This window comes from Kouleothrix sp., from assembly GCF_046328425.1.
GTDB lineage: Bacteria > Chloroflexota > Chloroflexia > Chloroflexales > Roseiflexaceae > Kouleothrix.
In genome coordinates this window covers 42474-61845 of record NZ_JAXLWP010000008.1, presented here as the reverse complement: position 1 = coordinate 61845, position 19372 = coordinate 42474, and the positions used below count along the sequence as shown (strand labels likewise).

The window sequence follows — 19372 nt, the reverse complement described above, 5'->3', positions numbered from 1 at the left end:
AACGTGTCAGCTATCCGTTCCAGTGGCTGGTTTGCGCACATGATACACCGCGTGGCCCGCGCGTTTCTTGACCTGCCTGAGCCTGATCTGGCTGCGCACACCAATGCCGGGGATGAGGTGGTTCAGCCCACTCACCACCACGAACCAGTAATCGCCACCAGGCCGCAGCCGGTCGTACGGATCGCGCACGAACTCGCGCTCGATCGCTTCGTCGCCAATCTTCGCGGGGATGTTTGCGACGATCAGGTCGTAGGGCTCGCGCGGCGCATGCTCGAGGCCTACGCTGCCAATCGCCTCCAGGTTGGCGATATGGTTCAGCTCGGCGTTGTGCCGGGTGTAGCGGATCGCCAGCAGGTCGCGGTCGATCGCGTAGACGCGTGCCGCCGGCAGCAGGCGCGCCAGCACGATCCCGATCACACCGCAGCCGCAGCCCATGTCGAGGATGGTGCGCGGTGTCGCCAGCTCGATCGTGCGTAGAAACAGATCGGTGCCATCGTCGATCTGGTGCGATGAGAATAGCGTGTGGGCGACATCGAATGCGAACGACTGGCTACGGCAGTAGTAGTCGATCCGCTTTTTGAAATACACATCGTCCATTCAGCTGCGTCGCGGCCCATGCCCGCGCCCGTTCAATCGCCCGCGCTCTGCCCGGCTCAAACGCTCAGTCTTTTGTGGCGTCGCTTGTAGCGTCGCCTGGCGGGTTGCTGCGGCGCTCAAGCTCAACTTGACGTAATACTTCGTCGATGCGCATGCTATAGTCAAGCGAAGTATCGAGCACGAAGTGTAGCTCGGGCACCATGCGCAGGTGCCGCAGCTCCTGGGCCACGCGCCGGCGCATAAAGCCGCGCGCGCGCTCGAGGCCCTCCATGGTATCGGCGCGCTGGGTTTCGTCCATCACCGAGACGCGCGCCTTGGCGTGCTGCAGGTCGGCGCTTACGTCCACGCCAACCACAGTGGCGAAGCCTACACGCGGATCTTTCAGCTCGTACTGGATCACCTCGCTCAGGATGCGCTGGATCTCGTCGGCAACTTGTTCAGTCCGTTTTGACATAACTATTAAATTTTGCGTTTTGAGCTTTGACTAGTTTCAGCGCAAAGCTCAAAACGCAAACCTGAGAGCCGGCTAGGCGGTACGCTCGACCTTCTCTTTGCGGTAGAATTCCATGTTGTCGCCCACCTGCACATCGGTGAAGCCCTCGACCACCAAGCCGCACTCGTAGCCCGATTGCACCTCGCGCACGTCGTCCTTGAAGCGCTTCAGGCTGCCGATCTTGCCATCGTGGATCACCACGCCGCTGCGCAGCACGCGCACGCTGTAGCTGCGCATGATCTTGCCGTCGGTCACGTACAGCCCAGCGACGATCTCGCGCGACGGCAGGCGGAAGCTGTTGCGCACGTCGGCGAAGCCTTCGGTCACTTCCTTCCACTCCGGGTCGAGCATACCGATCATGGCCTTCTTGAGGTCGTCGGTCAGCTGGTAGATGATGTTGTAGAAGCGGATGTCGATGCCCTGCTGCTCAGCGCTGCGCCGCGCGGCCGGGTCGGGCCGCGCGTTGAAGCCGATGATGATCGCGCGCGAGGCCACAGCCAGGTTCACATCGCTCTCGGTAATCGTGCCGGTGCCACGATGGATGATTTTGATCTGCACCTCGCTCGTGTTGAGCTGGCCCAGCGCGTGCTCGATCGCGCCGATCGAGCCGCTGACGTCGGCTTTCAGAATAATGTTCAGCTCTTTGATCTTGCCCTGCTGGATGTTGCTGAACAGGTCGTCGAGGCTCACGCCGCGCGTGGTGGCCATCGCTTCGATCCGCTGCTGGCGCTGGCGCTGTGTCGCCACCTCGCGCGCGATCGTCAGGTCGGTCATCACCTGGATGATATCGCCGGCCTGCGGCACCTCGTTCAGGCCCAGGATCACCACCGGCGTCGATGGCTCGGCGAAGCGCAGCTTCTTGCCTGCGTCGTTGAACATCGCGCGGATGGTGCCGGTTACCCCGCCCACGAGCACATTGTCTTCGGGGCGCAGCGTGCCGTTCTGGATCAGCGCTGTGGCGATCGGCCCACGGCTCTTGTCCATCTCGGCCTCGATGATCGTGCCGACAGCCGGCGCGTTCGGGTTGGCCTTGAACTCCTGCAGGTCGGCCACCAGCAGGATCATTTCCAGCAGACCGTCGATATTGAGCTTTTGCTTGGCCGATACCTCAACCGAGGGCACGTCGCCGCCGAATTGTTCGACAATCACGTTGGCGTTGGCCAGCTGCTGGCGCACCCGGTCGGGGTTGGCGTTGAGCGAGTCGATCTTGTTGATCGCCACGATCATCGGCACGCCGGCGGCCTGCACGTGCGCAATTGCTTCCTGCGTCTGCGGCATCACGCCGTCGTCGGCGGCCACCACCAGGATCACGATATCGGTGACCTGGGCGCCGCGCGCGCGCATGGCGGTAAATGCCTCGTGGCCTGGCGTGTCGAGGAAGGTGATCTTGCGGCCGTGCACTTCGACCTGGTAGGCGCCGATGTGCTGGGTGATACCGCCGGCCTCGCCCTCGGCCACGCGCGACGAGCGTATCGCGTCGAGCAGCTTGGTCTTGCCGTGGTCGACGTGGCCCATGATCGTCACTACCGGCGGCCGTGCGCGCAAGTCGCCGCTGCGCTCGGCCGAAAGCACATCTTTGATGCTCTCGACGACGCCGGCCAGCTGGGGTGGGACATACTCGCTGGTTTCAATATTGAAGTCGGTCGCGATCAGCGCGGCGGTGTCATAGTCGATCTGCTGGTTGATATTCGCCAGCACGCCGAGCTTCAGCAGCGCTTTCAGAATATCCGACGCGCCGACGCCAGTCGCCTCAGAGAACTCGCGTACCGTCATAAGGCTAGGCAGCTCGACCGGGCCTTTGGGGCGCACTGGTGGGCGCGGCTGAACCGCCGGCCCGCGCGCGGGCAGGCCGCCGCGGCCTGGAGGGCCACTACGCCCGCCTGCGCCACCGCGTATGCCATTGCTACCGCCGCCCGGCCGGCCGCCACTACGCGTTGCGGTGGGTGGGCCGTCGATCTCGCTGCGTGCGTTGTCGTTGCGCGATGCGCCGCTACGCCCGCGCCCGCCGCGGCTGCGGTTCCCACCACCGCCACCGCCACCGCCGCCACCGCCGCCACCGCCAAAGCCGCCACCGCCGCCGCCAGGGCGACCACCGCCGCCACCGCCGCCGCCAGGGCGACCACCGCCGCCACCGCCGCCGCCAGGGCGACCACCGCCGCCACCACCGCCGCCACCGCCGCCGCCAGGGCGACCACCGCCGCCACCACCGCCGCCAGGGCGACCACCGCCGCCACCACCGCCGCCAGGGCGACCACCGCCGCCACCGCCGCCGCCAGGGCGACCACCGCCCATGCCGCTCATGGAATAGATTGCCGCTTGTGGCGGAAGGCTATGCGTGCCCGGCAGTATAATCTGTAGTTGATTCATCAAGTATCACTCCTTACCGCCGGATCACTCACCATACCACAAGCGTCCTCGAGAAGCTATGGGCCGGAACCTGTTTCGGCGGTTGCTGCTAGGTATAACGTACGCCCTAGGCGTACGCAGTTGAGCCACGCGTGCCGCATCGTTCTACTGCGCGGCTGCTGTGGGCGTCTGGTCGTGCGCAAGGCTCTGCGCGAAGCGTTCGAGTGTTTCGAGATCCTCCTGATGTAATGCTTCGACACGCAGCGCCCGCGCGAGCCCCTGGCGTTTGAGCGCCTGCTCCCAGCAGGCTGGCTGGTGGCACAGGTATGCGCCACGTCCAGCGCGCTTGCCGGTCGGGTCGAGCGCGACCCGGCCATTGGCATCGCGCACCAGCCGCAGCAGGCCGCGCTTGGTCTCCGAGCGCCGGCAAGCAACGCACATGCGCATTGGCACAGGTTTGGGGCGCGGCCCTGCTGATTTTTTCTTTGACTGTGCCATACATTTTGCCACAGGCGCGATGTATCGCGCCCAGAGTCTTAGTGACAGGACTTACGCAGTCGCCTGCGATATGAGCTTGTTCTGCCTGCGGCAGCATGGTACTGTACTTTCTTTTGTGCTCAGATTGTGGCGCTTTGCGCCACAATCTGAGCACCATCCATGAAAAAGTACCGCTCTGCCGAAGGCAAAAACGCGCACCGCGTAACTCCTGTTAGTGAAGCCCGCCTTACTCTTCGTCCTCGGCGTCGCCGGATGGCTCCTCGTTCTCCGAGAGCATATACGAGGCGATCAGCCGATCGTTGTTGTAGATATTCAGCTTCTGCAGCGTGGCGCGCAGCTGCACCGTCTCGCCGATCAGGTCGTCGCCAAGCGGGCCATAGCGGTTATTCAGGTACACCACCGTGCCATCCGAGCGCACCTTGCGCGACTCGACCTTCGCAGTCGCCAGCGCGGCCTCGGTGGCCAGCAGCTCGGCGTCGGCGGCATCGCGCGCCTCGGCTGCCGCGCGCTCTTCGTCCAGCAGCGCGCTGGCGCTCTTGATGTCGATGCGCCAGCCGCTCAGCTTAGCCGCCAGGCGCACATTCTGGCCCTCTTTGCCGATCGCCAGCGACAGCTGCTTGTCGGGCACGATCACCGTAGCGGCGTGCTCATCTTCGCGCAGCTGCACCTCGACAACCTGGGCCGGCGAGAGCGCGTTGGCGATGAACTCCTTTGGATCGGCCGACCACTGCACCACGTCGATCTTCTCGCCATTCAGCTCGTTCACGATATTCTGAATACGCACGCCGCGCATGCCCACGCACGAGCCAACCGGGTCGATGCCCTCCTGGCGCGCGGTGACGCCGACCTTGGTGCGCAGCCCCGGCTCGCGGGCGATCGACTTGATCTCGACCGTACCGTTGTAGATCTCGGGCACCTCCATCTCGAACAAGCGCATGATCAGCTGCTTGTGCGTGCGTGACGCGATCAGGCGTGGCCCGCGATCTTCGCGGCGGATCTCCATCAGGTAGACCTTCAGGCGCTGGCCGTGGTAGTAGCGGTCGCTGTCGACCTGCTCTTTAGGCGGCAGAATCGCCTCGGCCTTGCCCATCTCGAGGATGACGTTGCCTTTCGAGACGCGCTGCACCGTCGCGGTGACCAGCTCGCCCTCGCGATCCATATATTCGCCGTAGATATGCTCGCGCTCGACTTCTTTTATGCCCTGCAGAATGACCTGCTTGGCCGTCTGCGCTGCGATGCGTCCAAAATCGTTCGGCGTGCTCTCGACGACGATCGTCTCGCCGATTTCTACATCGGGCTTGGTGCGCTTCGCATCGACATAATCGATCTCAAACCGATCGTCGTATACCTCGTCGACAACCTGCTTCTCGGCGTACACGCGCGCCTGGCCGGTTTGCGGGTCGAGCTTGACCGAAACTTCTATCGGTGGCGGGTTATTGCCCAGCGTGCGGCGGTAGGCCGTCACCAGGGCCTTCTCCATCACTTCAATAATTGCTTCTTTGGGAATCCCACGCTCAGCCGCAATCTGCGAAATGGCCGCGTAAAACTCGTGTTTCATTGGTCCTCACCCTACCCTGTCAACACAAACTGCTGCTTCCGAGCGCCTGGTTCATACGGAACAATAGAAGAGGCAAATACCCAATCGAGGCCGCTTCGCTGCGCGCACGGCTCGTGACGCAACGACAGCAACCGAGTAGCTCGTGACAATAAGAAAAGTGGGGATACCCCACTTTTCGGCGAAATCCGTCTCGTGCGACCGTTAGTATACCATTATCAGGCTGCGCACGCAACCGCTATGGCGCGCTTGTTGGCGCTGGATAGGTGCCATCGGCGTTTGGCGCGGGGTAGCCCGCGTCGGCGGGCGCCGGGTATGGCGTGGCGGGCGCCTGCCCCGGCTGGCTGGCCGCGGTCGGCTGGCTAGGCGAGGCAGTGCCGCCCGCCGGCGCGCTCGGGCTGACATCGCAGGCCGCCAGTGTGGCGCCGAGCAGCAGCGCGCCCAGCAGCACTCGAGTTGGCTTCATATACGTGTGCTCCTTTGTTTGCCTGGTTCCGCTGGCATAGTAGCGAAGCGCGCGGGGCTTGTCAAGGCTCTAGCGCCGTAGCAAAGGCTTTAATAGCAGGGTCGTAGGGTAATAGTATACTTTTGTTACATGTCCGCTCGCGGAAACCAAACTAATCAAGCGTGTTTTTTGGCTTGACAATGCGGTAAACCGGCCATAGTATAACACCACTATCACTCACTATCTTCCACCAGCTACTTGCACGTTGGAACGTTACGGCGTTCGGACGCTGGGTAGTGCACGCTGCGTGTTCAGCTGCGTAGCGTGTGGGCACGGCGTTTTGGTGCCTAATGCAGTGAGGCCGATGTTGTCGATGACGACCGCGCAGCGCGATCTCCTACGGCTCCTGCTCGCCGCCGAACGGCCGGTGGGCGCCGCAGCGCTTGGCCGGCAGCTCCACCTGTCTCCGTGGCAAGTCCACTATGGCTTGCGCGAGATCAAATCGTGGCTCAACCGGCGCCACGCTACATTGCGCCACGCCCCAGGGGTCGGGGTGCAGGTGATCTGCTCGCCCGAGCAGCGCCAGCGGCTACTGGCCGACCTGGCGGCCCAGGCGCGCTTCCAGCTGGTACTCACCACCGAGCAGCGCCAGCAGCTGCTGGCGCTGGCGCTGCTGACAGCCATACAGCCGCTCACGCTCGCCGAGCTTCAGCAGAGCCTTGCGGTCGCGCGCACTACCGTGCTCAAGGATCTCGACGTAATCGAGCGATGCCTGGCACGCTTTGATCTAGCGATCGCGCGCCGCCAGCACCGCGGCTGCTGGGCCGAGGGCGACGAGCTGGCCAAGCGCCAGGCATTGGCGGCGCTGCTGTGGGGCGACGTACCATTCGACGCGCCAATTATGAGCGTCGCCGCCGACCGCGGGCTGGTGTTTGTGCTCGCGCACGACGCTGGGCTGCTGCCAATCGTCGGCCAGGCAAGCGCGCTGGTGCGCGAGTTGGATATGGCGGCCGCCTACGAGCTGATTGCGCTGGCCGAGGCCGATCTTGGCGGGCGCTTCTCGGACGAGGCGGTCGCACCGCTGGCGCTGGGCCTGGCGATACAGGCTCAGCGCGTGCGGGTGCGCCAGTATGTTGGTTGGGATGACGAAGCGCTCGGCTGGATCCAATCGCAGGCCGCCTGGCCGACGGCCGCGCGACACTGCGCGCGGCTGTGGCCCGATCTACCCGAGGGGCAGCGCGCCGCTGAGACCGCGCAGCTGGCGCTGCTGCTGCTTACGAGCGCGCGCGACGAGCCCTGGCCGGGCGACCGAACGGCGGCGACCGGCACGCTGGTCGACCAGCTTCAGGCGCACATTGCCGCGGCCTACGCGGCGCCTGAGCTGACGCGCGACCAGCTGCTGCGTGATGGGCTTGAAGCCTTAATTCCACCCGCGTGTGTGCGCCAGCGCTTCCGCCTGTGGGCGCCACCCAAAACCATCGCCGATATTCACACCGAGCGCTACGCCGACGAGCGGGCTGTCGCCGCGCAGCTGGCCGAGGAAATTGAGCGTGCCAGCGGCGCGGGCCTGCCGCCCGACACGATCGACGAGCTGGTGCTGCTGCTGCGCGCGGCGGTGGTGCGCGCGCGGCCTGAGCAGTCGCGACATGTGCTGGTAGTATGCCCCAGCGGGATGGCCACTACCCAGCTGCTGGTGGCGCGGCTGCGGGCGCGTTTCCCGCGTCTTGGGACTTTTGAGGTGCTCCCAATGCGCGAGCTGACCGCTGCGCGCGCGGCCGGGGCCGACCTGATCATCACGACGGTGCCCCTGGTGCTGCCTGAGCCGGCCTTGGTCGACATCATACACGTACACCCGATGCTACGGCCCGACGATATCGCCGCGCTGACACAGTGGATGGCCTGAGCGTTAGCACATGTAGGAGTTACGCACTTGATCCTTCTGTGTGCGGTTTTTCCGCGCGGAGCGCGGAAAAACCGCACACGATACGGAGCATAGTACCGCTCTGCCGAAGGCTGAGCGCGCCAACTGCCTAAGTCCTAAAATAGTTCAATTTTGCCACAATGAAGATTGTAAAAAAGAGATCAATAAAGTGTTCTTTAAGGCTTGACAAAGCTATATACCAAATGTACCATTGCACGCACAAGCTACTCACTACCTAAGTTTATATCAGCCATCGACGATAGGCCGCTTGCCCGCTTGGCGGGGGTGGTGCTGCTCGGCTCTCAGGGCGCCGCTGGTGTGCGGGCCTAGCTGACGCGTGCCTAAAAGCACGCGACATAGAGATGGCTGATCCTGCGGGAGCGCTGGCTCCAGCGCGCGACGACCCGGGACGTCGCCGCGCCGGATTCCTGCGCCCATGGTTTATCAACGGCGATTGATCCACAACGATTTCAAAGGAGAAACCCAACATGCGACAGCGAGTCCAAAGCTTCGGCAGCTTCTTGGCAGCAATGGTGGTGCCGAATATCGGCGCATTTATCGCATGGGGCTTGATCACAGCCCTGTTTATCCCGGTTGGATGGATACCTAACGAAGGTTTCGCCAAGCTCGTCGGCCCGATGATCAACTACCTGCTACCGATTCTGATCGGCTACACTGGCGGCAAGCTGATCTACGACCAGCGTGGCGGTGTCGTCGGCGCGGCAGCCACTATGGGCGTAATCGTCGGCGCGGACATCCCGATGTTTCTCGGTGCGATGATCATGGGCCCAGTCGGCGGCTACCTGATGAAGAAAATCGACGAATTTCTTGAAGACAAGATCCCGGTCGGCTTTGAGCTGCTGATCAACAACTTCTCGGCTGGCTTCCTGGTGGTTGCCCTGGTGCTGATCGCCAATGTGATCATCGGCCCGGTGGTGCAAGCATTCAGCAACGTGCTGGGTGCGGGTGTGGACTTCCTGATCGCCTCGCGGCTGCTGCCAGTGGCCGACATCATTATCGAGCCGGCCAAGGTGCTGTTTCTCAATAATGCGATCAACCATGGTATTCTCGCCCCGCTGGGTGTGGCCGAAGTTGCCAAGAGCGGCAAGGCGATCCACTTCATGCTCGAAAGCAACCCAGGGCCAGGCCTGGGCCTGCTGCTGGCCTACTGGTTCGCCGGCAAGGGCAACCTGAAGCTGTCGGCCCCTGGCGCGGCGATCATCCATTTCCTGGGCGGCATCCACGAAATCTACTTCCCCTACATCCTGGCGCACCCGGTCATGATTATCGCGATGTGGGCCGGCGGCATTCTGGCCGACCTCTGGTTCGTCATCACTGGCGCCGGCGTCGTTGCCACCCCAGCCCCTGGCTCGATCTTCGCATACCTGGCGGTGATCCCGCGCGGCGAGTACATCCCAGTGCTGGGCGGCGTACTGATCGGGATTGTCGCGTCGTTCATCGCCGGAACCGCCATCCTGCGGCTGTTCCCACTCCCCGCCGCGAGCGAGGATGGCGAGGAAATAACCGAGGTTGACCCCGCGGTTGTGCCAGCCTAGTGCCGAATCATCCACAGATTACGCAGATTGCACAGATTGTATTCGGTATCGGAAAGCTCGATCTGGTTAATCTGCGTAATCTGTGTAATCTGTGGCCATGCGATACCCTGTGAAAGGAGCCAGCAATGGCAGCATCGATATCTGCGGCGAACGTCGACACGATTATCTTCGCTTGCGAGGCCGGGATCGGCTCTAGCTTGATGGGTGTCAACGCGCTCAAGAAGAAGTTGAAGCAGGCTAATATCAGCGTAAATGTTATTCATAAGCCCGTACGTGCAGTGCCGCCCAACGCGAAGGTTGTGGTGGCTCACAAGGGGCTGGCCAAGCTCGCGCGCGAGCAAGCACCTGGCGCAGTGGTGATCGCGTTCTCACAGTTCCTGAACGACCCGGTGTTCGACCGCCTGGTGAATGTGCTCAAAACCGGTGGCGAGATTGGGGAGGGGATGTAAGGCTATGTCGATCATTTCGCTTCAGACAGTGCGGCTTGGCGCCACCGCCAGCGATAAGCAGGATGCGATTCGCCAGGCTGGCGATCTGCTTGTTGGCGCCGGCTGCGTTGCCCCGGCGTATGTACAGGGCATGCTGGCGCGCGAGCAGACGATGTCGACCTATATTGGCAATGGCGTGGCCATCCCGCATGGGCAGCACGAGAACTTGGGCGAGGTGCATTGCACCGGCATCTCGGTGCTACAGCTGCCGAATGGTGTCGAGTGGGAGCCTGGCGAGATGGCGTACCTGGTGATCGGAATTGCGGCGAATGCCGACGAGCATGTTGGAGTGCTGGCCAACCTAGCCGAAGTGATCGAGGATGAGGACGCGGCTGCGGCGCTGGCACAGACCACCGACGCCGAGCAGATCGTCGAGAGGCTTGGCCGCGCCCGCGAGGCTGAGGCCTAGGGCCAATAGCATTTCAGATACCGCTGTGATGAGGCCTTGCCACAAAGGCGCGAAGGCTTCGAAATGTCATCAGCGCTTCGAGTCTTCACGTCTTTGTTGCTAGTTGAAAGATACAAGGCCAGGCTACCTCAATGCTGCTGGCGGTGCCACAAGGAAGTGTGTTATGCAACAGCTCAATCTCGTGATCCACAACGCCACTGGGCTGCACGCCCGCCCGGCCCGCGCGTTTGTCGATCTCGCCAAGCAGTTCCGGTCGACGATCAAGATCCGCCACGGCGAGAAGCAGGTCAATGCCAAGAGCTTGATCTCGGTGCTGACTCTTGGGGTCCGGCGTGGCGAGCAGATCGTCGTCGATGTCAGCGGCGACGACGAGGAGCATGCTGCGGCGGCGATCGTGGCCGCGGTGCGTGATGGCCTCGGCGAGGGGCCAGATGCTGGCGAGCATGCTGCGATCACACCAGCAGTACCCGCCCCGACCGCGCCGGCGCACCAACAACCGGCAGGGGCTGGCGCCGTGATCCAGGGCATCGCCGGCGCGCCCGGGATCGCAATCGGCCCGGTCTTCCGGTTCGAGCGCATCTATGTCGAGGTGCGCGAGCGCTTTGCCGGAGTCGACAAGGAGCACGCGCGCCTGCAGAGCGCCCTGGAAGCGGCGCAGCACCAGCTGAATACGCTCCACGCCGAGGTAGCACAGCGTGCCGACGCCAGCGAGGCTGCGATCTTCCAGGTTCACCACGAGATTCTTTCCGACCCCGGCCTGATCGACGCGGTGCGCGCAGCGATCGCCGACGGGCGCAGCGCAGCCGAGGCCTGGCAGATCGCCACCGCCGAGCATGCGGCTGAGCTGGCCGAACTTTCCGACGCGCTGCTGGCCGAGCGAGCCGCCGACATTCGCGATGTTGGCGCCCGGGTGCTGCGGCTGCTGACCGGCGCCGGAGATGCGGCGCCCGCGCTCCCCGACGAGTCGGTGATCGTCGTGGCCAACGACCTCACGCCCTCGGAGACGGTAGCGCTCGATCCGCAGCGCGTGCTTGGTTTCTGCACCGCCGTGGGCGGCCCCAACGCCCACACAGCCATCCTGGCGCGCGCGTTGGGCCTGCCTGCCATTGTCAGCGCAGGCGCCGGCGTGCTGGAACTGGCCGCTGGTACGCAGGTGATCCTCGACGGTGGAACCGGCATGCTAACCGTTAGCCCCAGCGCTGATCTGATCGCCGATGCACGGGCGGCTCAGCGGCGCCAGCAGCAGCAGCGCGCCGACGCTGCTCGCTCGGCGGCCGAGCCGGCGGTCACCGCCGACGGCCACCGTGTCGAGATTGTCGCCAATATTGGCGGCGCCGACGAGGCCGGCCCGGCGGTGGAAGGTGGCGCAGAGGGAGTCGGGCTGTTCCGCACCGAGGTGATCTTTCTCGATCCCAAGCGCGTGACCGAGCCAACCGAGGAGGAGCAGTTCGCGATCTACCGCGACGTCGCCAAAGCATTTGGTGGCCAGCCGGTGATCATCCGCACGCTCGACATCGGCGGCGATAAAGAGGTAGCCTACCTCGATCTACCGCGCGAAGACAACCCGTTTCTCGGTGTACGCGGCCTGCGCCTGTGCCTGGAGCACCCTGATCTGTTTCGAACGCAGCTGCGCGCCATTCTACGCGCGGCCTCGTTCGGCAAGCTGCGGATCATGTTCCCGATGGTCGCGGACATTGGCGAGCTGCGCACGGCTCGCGCGATCGTCGAGCAGCTACGCGCCGAGCTAGGCGCGCCGCCCGTCGAGGTTGGCATCATGATCGAGGTGCCCTCGGCCGCGCTAATGGCCGACGTGCTGGCGCGCGAGGCCGACTTCTTCTCGATCGGCACCAACGACCTGACTCAGTATACCCTAGCGATGGATCGCATGCACCCAACGCTGGCAAGCCAGGCCGACGACCTGCACCCGGCGGTGCTGCGGCTGATCGCCAAGACAGTCGAGGGCGCGCACGCGGCCGGCAAGTGGGTTGGCGTATGCGGCAATCTCGGCTCAAAACCGCAGGCGGTGCCCATCCTGGTAGGTTTGGGTGTCGACGAGCTGAGCATCGCGATCAAAGATATCCCGCTTGTAAAAGCACAGATCCGCACGCTGACGCTCGCGCAGTGTCAGGAGCGTGCCCGGCAGGCGCTCCAGTGCGCTACTGCCGCCGAGGTGCGCGCAGGAGAATGACCCATGCCAAAAGCATTTGATCTCTACCAGTCGCCCGATGCGCCAGTCTCCGACACGGCGCTGACGTGGAATATGTATGGCCCAGGCGTCGAGAGCGTCGGCCGAGACGGCAGGCCCGAGCAGGCGCCGGTGCCCGAGCCGGGCGACGACCAGCTGCTGGTGCGCGTTGACGCCGTCGGGATGTGCTTCTCCGACGTGAAGCTGATCCAGCAGGGCGGCAAGCATCCCAAGCTGTACAACCGCGATCTGGCGACCGAGCCGACGCGCCTGGGCCACGAGGCTGCCCTGACGGTGCTTCGCGTCGGCAAGAACTTGCGCGGCCAGTACAGCCCCGGCCAGCGCCTAGCAATGCAGCCGGACATCTATCAGCAGGGCAAGAGCACCGCCTACGGCTACACCATCCCCGGCGGCCTAATCCAGTTCCACCTGATCGGCCCAGAAGTCCTCAGCGCCGACGACGGCGCGTATGTGCTGCCGGTCGCTGAGGGCCTGGGCTACGCCGAGACCGCGCTGACCGAGCCATGGGCCTGCGTGGAAGGTGCCTACACCCAGCGCCGGCGCCTAACGCCAAAGGTGGGCGGGGCAATGTGGATCGTCGGGCACAAGAACGATCCAACCGTCTACACCTTCTCTGACGGGCTTAACGCGCCTGCGACGATCATTCTCACCGACGTGCCAGCGCACCTGCGCGCGCTGGTCGAGCGCGAGACAACCGCGCGGGTCGAGATTCGCGATGGCCTCAGCCCGAGCGACTACTCGGCGCTGAGCGAAGAGCTTACCGGCGGGCGAGGCTTCGACGACGTTGTGGTGCTCGATCCGCATTCAGCCGAGCAGGTTGCCGCGGCGGCTAAGCTGATCGCGCGGCGCGGCACCTTCAACTTGGTTGGGCAGGCACCGCTGGATGGCAACCCGCTGATCGACGTGGGGCGGCTGCACTACGATTACACCGCCTATGTCGGCAGCCCGGGGCCCGATATCGCCGCCAGCTATGGCGAGGCCCGCAACCGCGCCGAGCTACAGCCTGGCGGTGTGGCGGTATTTGTCGGCGCGGGTGGCCCGATGGGCCAGATGCACGTCCAGCGCGCGATCGAGCTGCCCAACGGCCCGCGCACGGTGATTGCCACTGATGTGAACGACGCCCGGCTGGCCACGCTGGAGCGCATGTTCGCTGGATTGGCCGAGGAGCGCGACCGGCGCCTGGTGATTGCGAATACCGCACAGCCCGGTAATTCGCTGCGCGAGCTGGTGATGCGCGAGACAGATGGAGAAGGCGCCGACGATGTGATCGTCAGCGTTCCCTCGGCTGCGCTCATGGCCGAGGCCGCCGCCGTGCTGGGGCCAAGCGGGATGCTGGTACTGTTCGCAGGCGTGCCCAATGGCACCTACGCGCCGCTAAATGTGAGCAATGTTTATTTACATAATGCGCAATTCACCGGCACTTCGGGCTCGCGCCTGAGCGACCAGCAGCTGGTGATCGACAAGACCATCGCCGGCGCGCTTTCGCCGAACCGCTCAGTCGCCGCAATTGGCGGGATGGAGGCGGCGCAGGAGGCGCTCCGCGCGCTGATGGAAGGGCGCTACCCCGGTAAGGTGGTGGTTTTCCCACAGGCGAGCGGACTGCCTTTGATTGGTCTGCCGGAGCTGAAAGAGCGCTTTCCCGACGTGGCGGCCAAGCTTGGTCCGAATGACCAATGGACTGCCGAGGCCGAGCAGGCCCTGATTGAGCGCTTCTGGAAACCATGATCTACACTGTCACGCTGAACCCGGCGCTTGACCGCGAGCTGACCGTGCCTGCGCTGGAGTACGACGAGGTGCTGCGCGCAACCAGCTCGCGGATCGACTGTGGTGGCAAAGGCTTCAACGTATCGCGGATGCTCGCCGCGCTTGGCACACCCAGCGTCGCGCTTGGGTTCGCGGGCGGGCGCACCGGCGATACTCTGCGCGAGGGACTTGAGGCGATTGGAATTACGCCAGACTTTGTTGCGATCGCTGGCGAGACGCGTACCAACATCAGCATCGTTCCACACGACCATGCGCGCCATATCAAGGTCAACGAGCCTGGGCCGACGATCGCGGATGCCGAGCGGGCAGCCCTGGTTGAACGGGTTCGCACTTTGGCCCGCCCAGGCGATTGGTGGGTTCTGGCGGGTAGTCTGCCGCCCGGGCTGCCACCCAGCTTTTATGCAGATTTAATCGACATAATAAAGGAACTGAACGGCCAGGTATTACTGGACACTAGCGGTGAAGCGCTACAGGTGAGCTGCGCCGCACGGCCATTCTTGGTCAAGCCCAACGGCTACGAGGCCAGCCAGCTCACCGGGCGGCCAGTGAACACCCCGGCCGAGGCGCTGGCGGCGGCGCGGGCGCTGGATGGGATCGAGCAGGTAGTTGTGTCACTTGGCGCCGCCGGGGCGCTGCTGGTGACGGGCGGGCGCGGGTGGCTAGCTACACCTCCACCGATCGAGCAGCGCAATCCGATCGGCGCAGGCGACTCGCTGGTAGGTGGCTTGGTGTGGGGGCTCAGCCAGGGCCAGACACCTGCCGAGGTGCTGCGCTGGGCGGTGGCTTGTGGCGCTGCTACGGCCGCCCACGATGGCACCGCAGTCGGTACGCGCGACGAAGTGACGCGGCTTGCGGCGCAGGTCGCAATCGATCAGCTAGACTAAAGAACCAGGGTTTGAGTACGCTCAAACCCTGGTTCTTTGTTCTAAAGCAACATTACATCACTAATGTTGCTTTGAATGAAACTCTTACCAGGCTCTCATTCTGAGCACGGCTGCGCAGGCTATAATCGTAGAACTTACGCATCGGTGCGCGGTTTTTCCAAGCTCTGCGTGGAAAAACCGCGCACATACGTAGAAGGAGGAGAATCATGCCCCGCAGCCGCCGCGAGGTCGCCGTAGCGCAGCTGAGCCAGATGCAGCGCTACCTAGGCGAAGAAATGTATGAAGACTACCAAGAAGGGCTGATGACGCGCCGCGAGATGTTGCGCCGCGTGCTCGGGATCTGCGGCGGGGCTGCCGCCGCCGCAGCGCTGCTTGCTGCCTGCGGCGATGCCCGCGGTGCGGCCACGCCCCTGCCTGCGCCTACCAATGGCGCTACGGCGCCCACAACCGCGCCCACGGCAAACCCCACGCCAGCTACGTCGAGCGCGCCAACCAGCCACCCCGCCGCCACTTCCCAACCAGCGCCTAACAGCTCTGCGCCACTCGCCGTAGCCGCCGACGACCCGGCAGTGCGCGCCGAGGAGGTACGCATACCCGGCGATGCGCCACTGAGCAGCTACCTGGCGCGCCCAAGCGCCGCCGGCAGCTACCCAGGCGTAGTGGTGATCCACGAGAATCGCGGCCTGACCGACCACATCCGCGACGTAGCCCGCCGCGTCGCAAAAGCCGGCTATATCGCCATCGCGCCAGACCTGGCCTCGCGCGCGGGCGGCACGGCCAAGCTGGGCAGCCAGATCCAAGCCTTTTTTGCCAACGCAAAGCCCGACGAGCTGGTGGCCGATCTTAATGCGGCAGTCGCCTTTCTCGATCAGCAGCCCGACATTATGTCGGGTAAACATGGCGTGGTAGGCTTCTGCTTTGGCGGCGCATACACTCTGCGCCTGGCCGCAGCCAACCCAACCATCGCGGCGGCAGTGTGCTACTACGGCGTCACACCCGACCCGGCCAGCCAGATGGCTGCGACCAACGCGGCGATTCTCGGCCAGTACGGCGGCAACGACCAGCGCGTCAACAGCACGATCCCGGCGCTCGAGCGGGCTATGGAGAGCGCCGGCAAGACCTACGAGAAGCGTGTGTACGACGGCGCCAACCACGCCTTCAACAACGACACCGGCCCAAACTATAACCAGGACGCGGCAGCAGCGGCCTGGAAAGACACGCTGGCCTGGTTCGAGAAGTATCTCAAAGCCTAGGCACGACCCACCAGGTCTTCGGCCAGCGCTGCGGCGCACTTCTCGCCGCTGATCATCGCGGCGTTCAGGCTGCTGGCCTCGGTGAACTCGGCGGCGAAGTACAGCCCGGCCTGGCCGCTGCGGTTGTCGGGCAGGCCGGGGTGGCTGCCGGGCGCCTGGCCAAACTGCGCGAAAGGGATGCGGTAGAGCCGGAGCGGCTGGTAGCCTGCTAGCGCGGCCTGCGCCGTTATGTCACCTTCAACCATTGCGTGCAGATCGCGCAGGCCGCGCCGGAACAGCTCGTGGTCGCTCAGGTCGGGCACGCCGATCACTGTCGCGCCCAATAGGTGCTTGCCGGGCGGCGCATACGAAGGCGCCACGTTCGTCAGCAGCTGCGCATTGTTCACAAACGCGTCGGGCGCGGGGTTCAGCAGCAGCTTGGCGCCCGCGTACAGCGGCTGGTCGCCGGCATAGTAGAGCGCGATGGTGCCACGCGCCTGCGAAGGCATTGGCAAGCCGCTCAGCCGTGCTGCCTCGGGCGCGGGCGTCGCCAGCACCACTGCGTCGGCGCGTAGCTCTTCTCCATTATGTAACCTTACACCAACGACCCGCTCGCCATCGCGTAGCAGCGCCGTCGCCGGCGTGTTCAGCAGCACGCGGCCGGCGGCAAGCAGCGGAGCGGCCAGCTGCGCGCTGATTGCGCCCATGCCGCCGGCCGGCAGGCAGGCGCGGCCATCGGCCAGCATCTTGAAGTCGAACTTGAGGCATTTGGCGCTTGTGGCGAGTGCGCGGTCGAACAGCACGCCACCGTAGAACGGGCGGAAGAACAGGTCGATCGTAGCATCGCTGAAGCCACACTCGCGCAGAAACTCGTAGCTCGGCTGATCGGAGCCGTCCAGCATCTCGTCGATCGTCTGCCCGCGCAGGCTTGTCGCAAGCCGCAGCGTGCGCAGCTTATCGAGCGGCGAGATCGCCGGCGTCACTGCCGCCGCCAGCCGATCGCGCCACGCCGGATCGCGCAGCGGGTCGGTCAGCACCACGCGCCGCCCAGGCAGGCAGATGATCGCGCCAGGGTCGAAGGCCCGCAAATCAAGCGCGGCCAGATCGAGCTGGCGCAGCGCAGCGGGGTAAGCGTCGAACAGCACCTGGAAGCCCCGGTCGAAGGTGTAGCCGTCGGCGTAATCGCTGCGTACGCGCCCGCCCACGCCATCGGATGCCTCGAAAATTGTTATGTCAATCTTCCAGCGCGCCAGCATGCGCGCGCACGCCAGGCCAGCCAGCCCGGCGCCAACGATTAGTATGTGCATAGATCCTTCTCACAACACTGCTCCCGGCGCCATGATACCCTGTACCGCGCCGGTTTCGCAAGCGCGCGCGCTAGCCGCGAACGCGCCGGCGCAGCTTCAGCAGCAGCACTGTGCCGAGGATCAGCGTCTCGGCCGAGGCGGTAATCGCAAAGGCCGCCGGAATTGCGATAACGCCGATCTGGCCGACCAGCAGCGCGAGCAGCAGCCAGCGGCCGGCGATCTGCAGGGCGTTCGTCGCAAGCGGCGTCCGGGTATCATCGAGCGCAATCAGGCCGCGGGTTATCACCTCGGTGGCCACATAGAACGGCAGCGCGACCGCGTAGACCACGAGCACCTGGTACGTCAGCGTGCCGGCGGCGGCGTCGAACTTACCGCGCTCGAACAGAATGCGAACGACGGTGCGGCCGAGCGCTATCAGCGCCAGCAGAGCCGGGATGGCCAGCGCCACCACCGCGCCAAGCGATCGCAGCAGCGTGCGGCGCATGGGCAGCCATTCGCCGGCGGCGGCGTGCCCGGCCAATCGCGGAAACGCCGACTGGCCTACCGCCTGGCCAAGCAGCGCGATCGGCAGCCCTACGAGCAGCCAGGCGTTCTGAATGGCCGGCAGACCGGCCAGCTCGGGCGCTTTGGAGGCAAACGCGGTATCGAGGATGAAACCGGCGTAGTTCACGCCTACCGAGAGGCCGTTGGGTATAAGCAGCCGCAGCACCTCGCGCAGCCGCTGGTCGGCCAGGTCGAGCCGCAGTCGCAGGCCGCTGCCGCGCTGGCCTAGCCCAGGCAGCAGGATCAGCACCTGCAGCACTGCGCCGGCCACCACACCCAGCGTTGGACCATAGATCCCCAGGCTCGGGATGAAGCGCGCCGCCACAATGCCGGCGATCAGCGTGATATTGTGGCTCGCGACCGACAGCGCGGTGAGCAGGAACTGGTTGCGGCTGTTCAGCACGGCCGTGGCAACGCTGCCGATCGCCAGGATCAATGGCTGCAGCAGCATCACCCGCGTGAGCGCAATCGTCAAGCTGCTGGTGGGCGTGTCGAAGCCCGGCGCGAGCAGGTTGGTCACAAAGAATGGCGTGAAGACTTCGCCGACGGCCACCACCGCCGCGAACACCAGCAGCAGGGCCGAAAGCACCTGGCTGGTGAGCCGCCAGCCGGCTTCGGCGCCATCCTGCTGGATTGTGCGGAGCAGCACCGGGATCATGGCGCTCGAAAGCGCCCCGCCGGCGATCAGGCTGAATAGCGTGTCGGGCAGGCGAAACGCCGCATAGTAGGCGCTGGCCTCGGCGCCCGCGCCAAACGCGGCGTTGAACAGCACCTGCCGCACCGCGCCCAGTGCCGCCGAGACAAAGAACGAGGCCATGAGAATAAAGGTCGCTTCGGCAATGCTGAACTCGCGCGTCAGCAGCCCGGCCAGCCGCAGGCGCGGCAGGCGCGGCAGCACTGGCCGGCGGGCAGCGCCTGCCGGCGCAGCGCGCACGCTCTCGAGCACATCGCTGGCCTGTGCCGCGCCCATCCAGGCGCTCTCGGCCAGGGCGGTGTAGCCGCCCAGCACCATGTTTGGGGTGTCGCCGCCAGGCTGGTGAACCGCCTGCCCGCCTAACGCAAGAGCCATCGCTTGCCTCCTGTGTATATATGCGTGTTGGCGGTATTCTACGCGGCAGGTCTTGCTGC

At 64.8% G+C, this 19372-nt stretch carries 16 protein-coding genes and 1 pseudogene; 8 read left to right on the top strand and 9 right to left on the bottom strand.

Annotated features, from left to right (window positions below):
• Positions 1-6 precede the first annotated feature (6 nt).
• The 7 genes from U0177_RS08845 to U0177_RS08815 form a co-directional block, all read right to left on the bottom strand.
• Entirely contained in the window at positions 7-597 is a 591-nt protein-coding gene (locus U0177_RS08845) for a class I SAM-dependent methyltransferase (protein WP_409570249.1), read from the bottom strand.
• A 64-nt stretch (positions 598-661) separates the two neighbouring features.
• Positions 662-1051: a 30S ribosome-binding factor RbfA gene (gene rbfA, locus U0177_RS08840; RefSeq protein ID WP_409570248.1), complete on the bottom strand. Its 390-nt coding sequence runs from the start codon at positions 1049-1051 to the stop codon at positions 662-664.
• A 72-nt stretch (positions 1052-1123) separates the two neighbouring features.
• On the bottom strand, positions 1124-2863 hold the full coding sequence (gene infB, locus U0177_RS08835; RefSeq protein WP_409570247.1) for a translation initiation factor IF-2: 1740 nt from the start codon (positions 2861-2863) through the stop codon (positions 1124-1126).
• The gene (locus tag U0177_RS08830; RefSeq protein ID WP_409570246.1) at positions 2860-3375 is read right to left on the bottom strand and encodes a hypothetical protein; all 516 of its coding nucleotides are present in this window, start codon (positions 3373-3375) and stop codon (positions 2860-2862) included. The genes infB and U0177_RS08830 overlap by 4 nt, the downstream gene beginning before the upstream one ends.
• A 226-nt stretch (positions 3376-3601) precedes the next feature.
• Positions 3602-3883, bottom strand: coding sequence for an RNase P modulator RnpM (gene rnpM / locus U0177_RS08825; protein ID WP_409570245.1), 282 nt, complete (start codon positions 3881-3883; stop codon positions 3602-3604).
• Positions 3884-4160: 277 nt separating this feature from the next.
• Positions 4161-5492, bottom strand: a complete 1332-nt coding sequence (gene nusA, locus U0177_RS08820; protein WP_409570244.1) for a transcription termination factor NusA — start codon at positions 5490-5492, stop codon at positions 4161-4163.
• A gap of 235 nt (positions 5493-5727) precedes the next feature.
• Positions 5728-5955: a hypothetical protein gene (locus U0177_RS08815; protein ID WP_409570243.1), complete on the bottom strand. Its 228-nt coding sequence runs from the start codon at positions 5953-5955 to the stop codon at positions 5728-5730.
• Between the two features lie 343 nt (positions 5956-6298).
• Between U0177_RS08815 and U0177_RS08810 the strand changes: the two genes are divergently transcribed.
• The 8 genes and pseudogenes from U0177_RS08810 to U0177_RS08775 all read left to right on the top strand — a co-directional run bounded on the left by U0177_RS08810 (position 6299) and on the right by U0177_RS08775 (position 16415).
• On the top strand, positions 6299-7837 hold the full coding sequence (locus U0177_RS08810) for a BglG family transcription antiterminator (RefSeq protein ID WP_409570242.1): 1539 nt from the start codon (positions 6299-6301) through the stop codon (positions 7835-7837).
• Between the two features lie 506 nt (positions 7838-8343).
• Positions 8344-9384: pseudogene (mtlA, locus tag U0177_RS08805) on the top strand (mannitol-specific PTS transporter subunit IIC); the annotation flags it as partial.
• Between the two features lie 152 nt (positions 9385-9536).
• Entirely contained in the window at positions 9537-9860 is a 324-nt protein-coding gene (locus U0177_RS08800) for a PTS lactose transporter subunit IIB (protein ID WP_409570241.1), read from the top strand.
• Between the two features lie 4 nt (positions 9861-9864).
• Complete coding sequence (locus U0177_RS08795; protein WP_409570240.1) at positions 9865-10308, top strand: PTS sugar transporter subunit IIA; 444 nt, start codon at positions 9865-9867, stop codon at positions 10306-10308.
• 163 nt (positions 10309-10471) lie between these two features.
• Positions 10472-12496 carry a phosphoenolpyruvate--protein phosphotransferase gene (ptsP, locus tag U0177_RS08790; protein ID WP_409570239.1) on the top strand — a complete coding sequence of 675 codons (2025 nt, stop codon included), beginning with the start codon at positions 10472-10474 and terminating at the stop codon, positions 12494-12496.
• 3 nt (positions 12497-12499) lie between these two features.
• Positions 12500-14239 (top strand): zinc-binding dehydrogenase, encoded by a 1740-nt coding sequence (locus U0177_RS08785; RefSeq protein WP_409570238.1) that lies wholly within the window; start codon positions 12500-12502, stop codon positions 14237-14239.
• Complete coding sequence (gene pfkB / locus U0177_RS08780; protein WP_409570237.1) at positions 14236-15162, top strand: 1-phosphofructokinase; 927 nt, start codon at positions 14236-14238, stop codon at positions 15160-15162. Before U0177_RS08785 ends, pfkB begins: the two co-directional genes overlap by 4 nt.
• Before the next feature lie 206 nt (positions 15163-15368).
• Positions 15369-16415 (top strand): dienelactone hydrolase family protein, encoded by a 1047-nt coding sequence (locus tag U0177_RS08775; RefSeq protein WP_409570236.1) that lies wholly within the window; start codon positions 15369-15371, stop codon positions 16413-16415.
• Here the strand turns inward: U0177_RS08775 and U0177_RS08770 are convergent.
• A complete protein-coding gene (locus U0177_RS08770; protein WP_409570235.1) occupies positions 16412-17701 on the bottom strand; it encodes an FAD-dependent oxidoreductase in 1290 nt (429 codons plus the stop codon). The two genes, U0177_RS08775 and U0177_RS08770, sit on opposite strands and share 4 nt — an antisense overlap.
• Before the next feature lie 70 nt (positions 17702-17771).
• A complete protein-coding gene (gene murJ / locus U0177_RS08765; protein WP_409570234.1) occupies positions 17772-19313 on the bottom strand; it encodes a murein biosynthesis integral membrane protein MurJ in 1542 nt (513 codons plus the stop codon).
• Between the last annotated feature and the right edge of the window lie 59 nt (positions 19314-19372).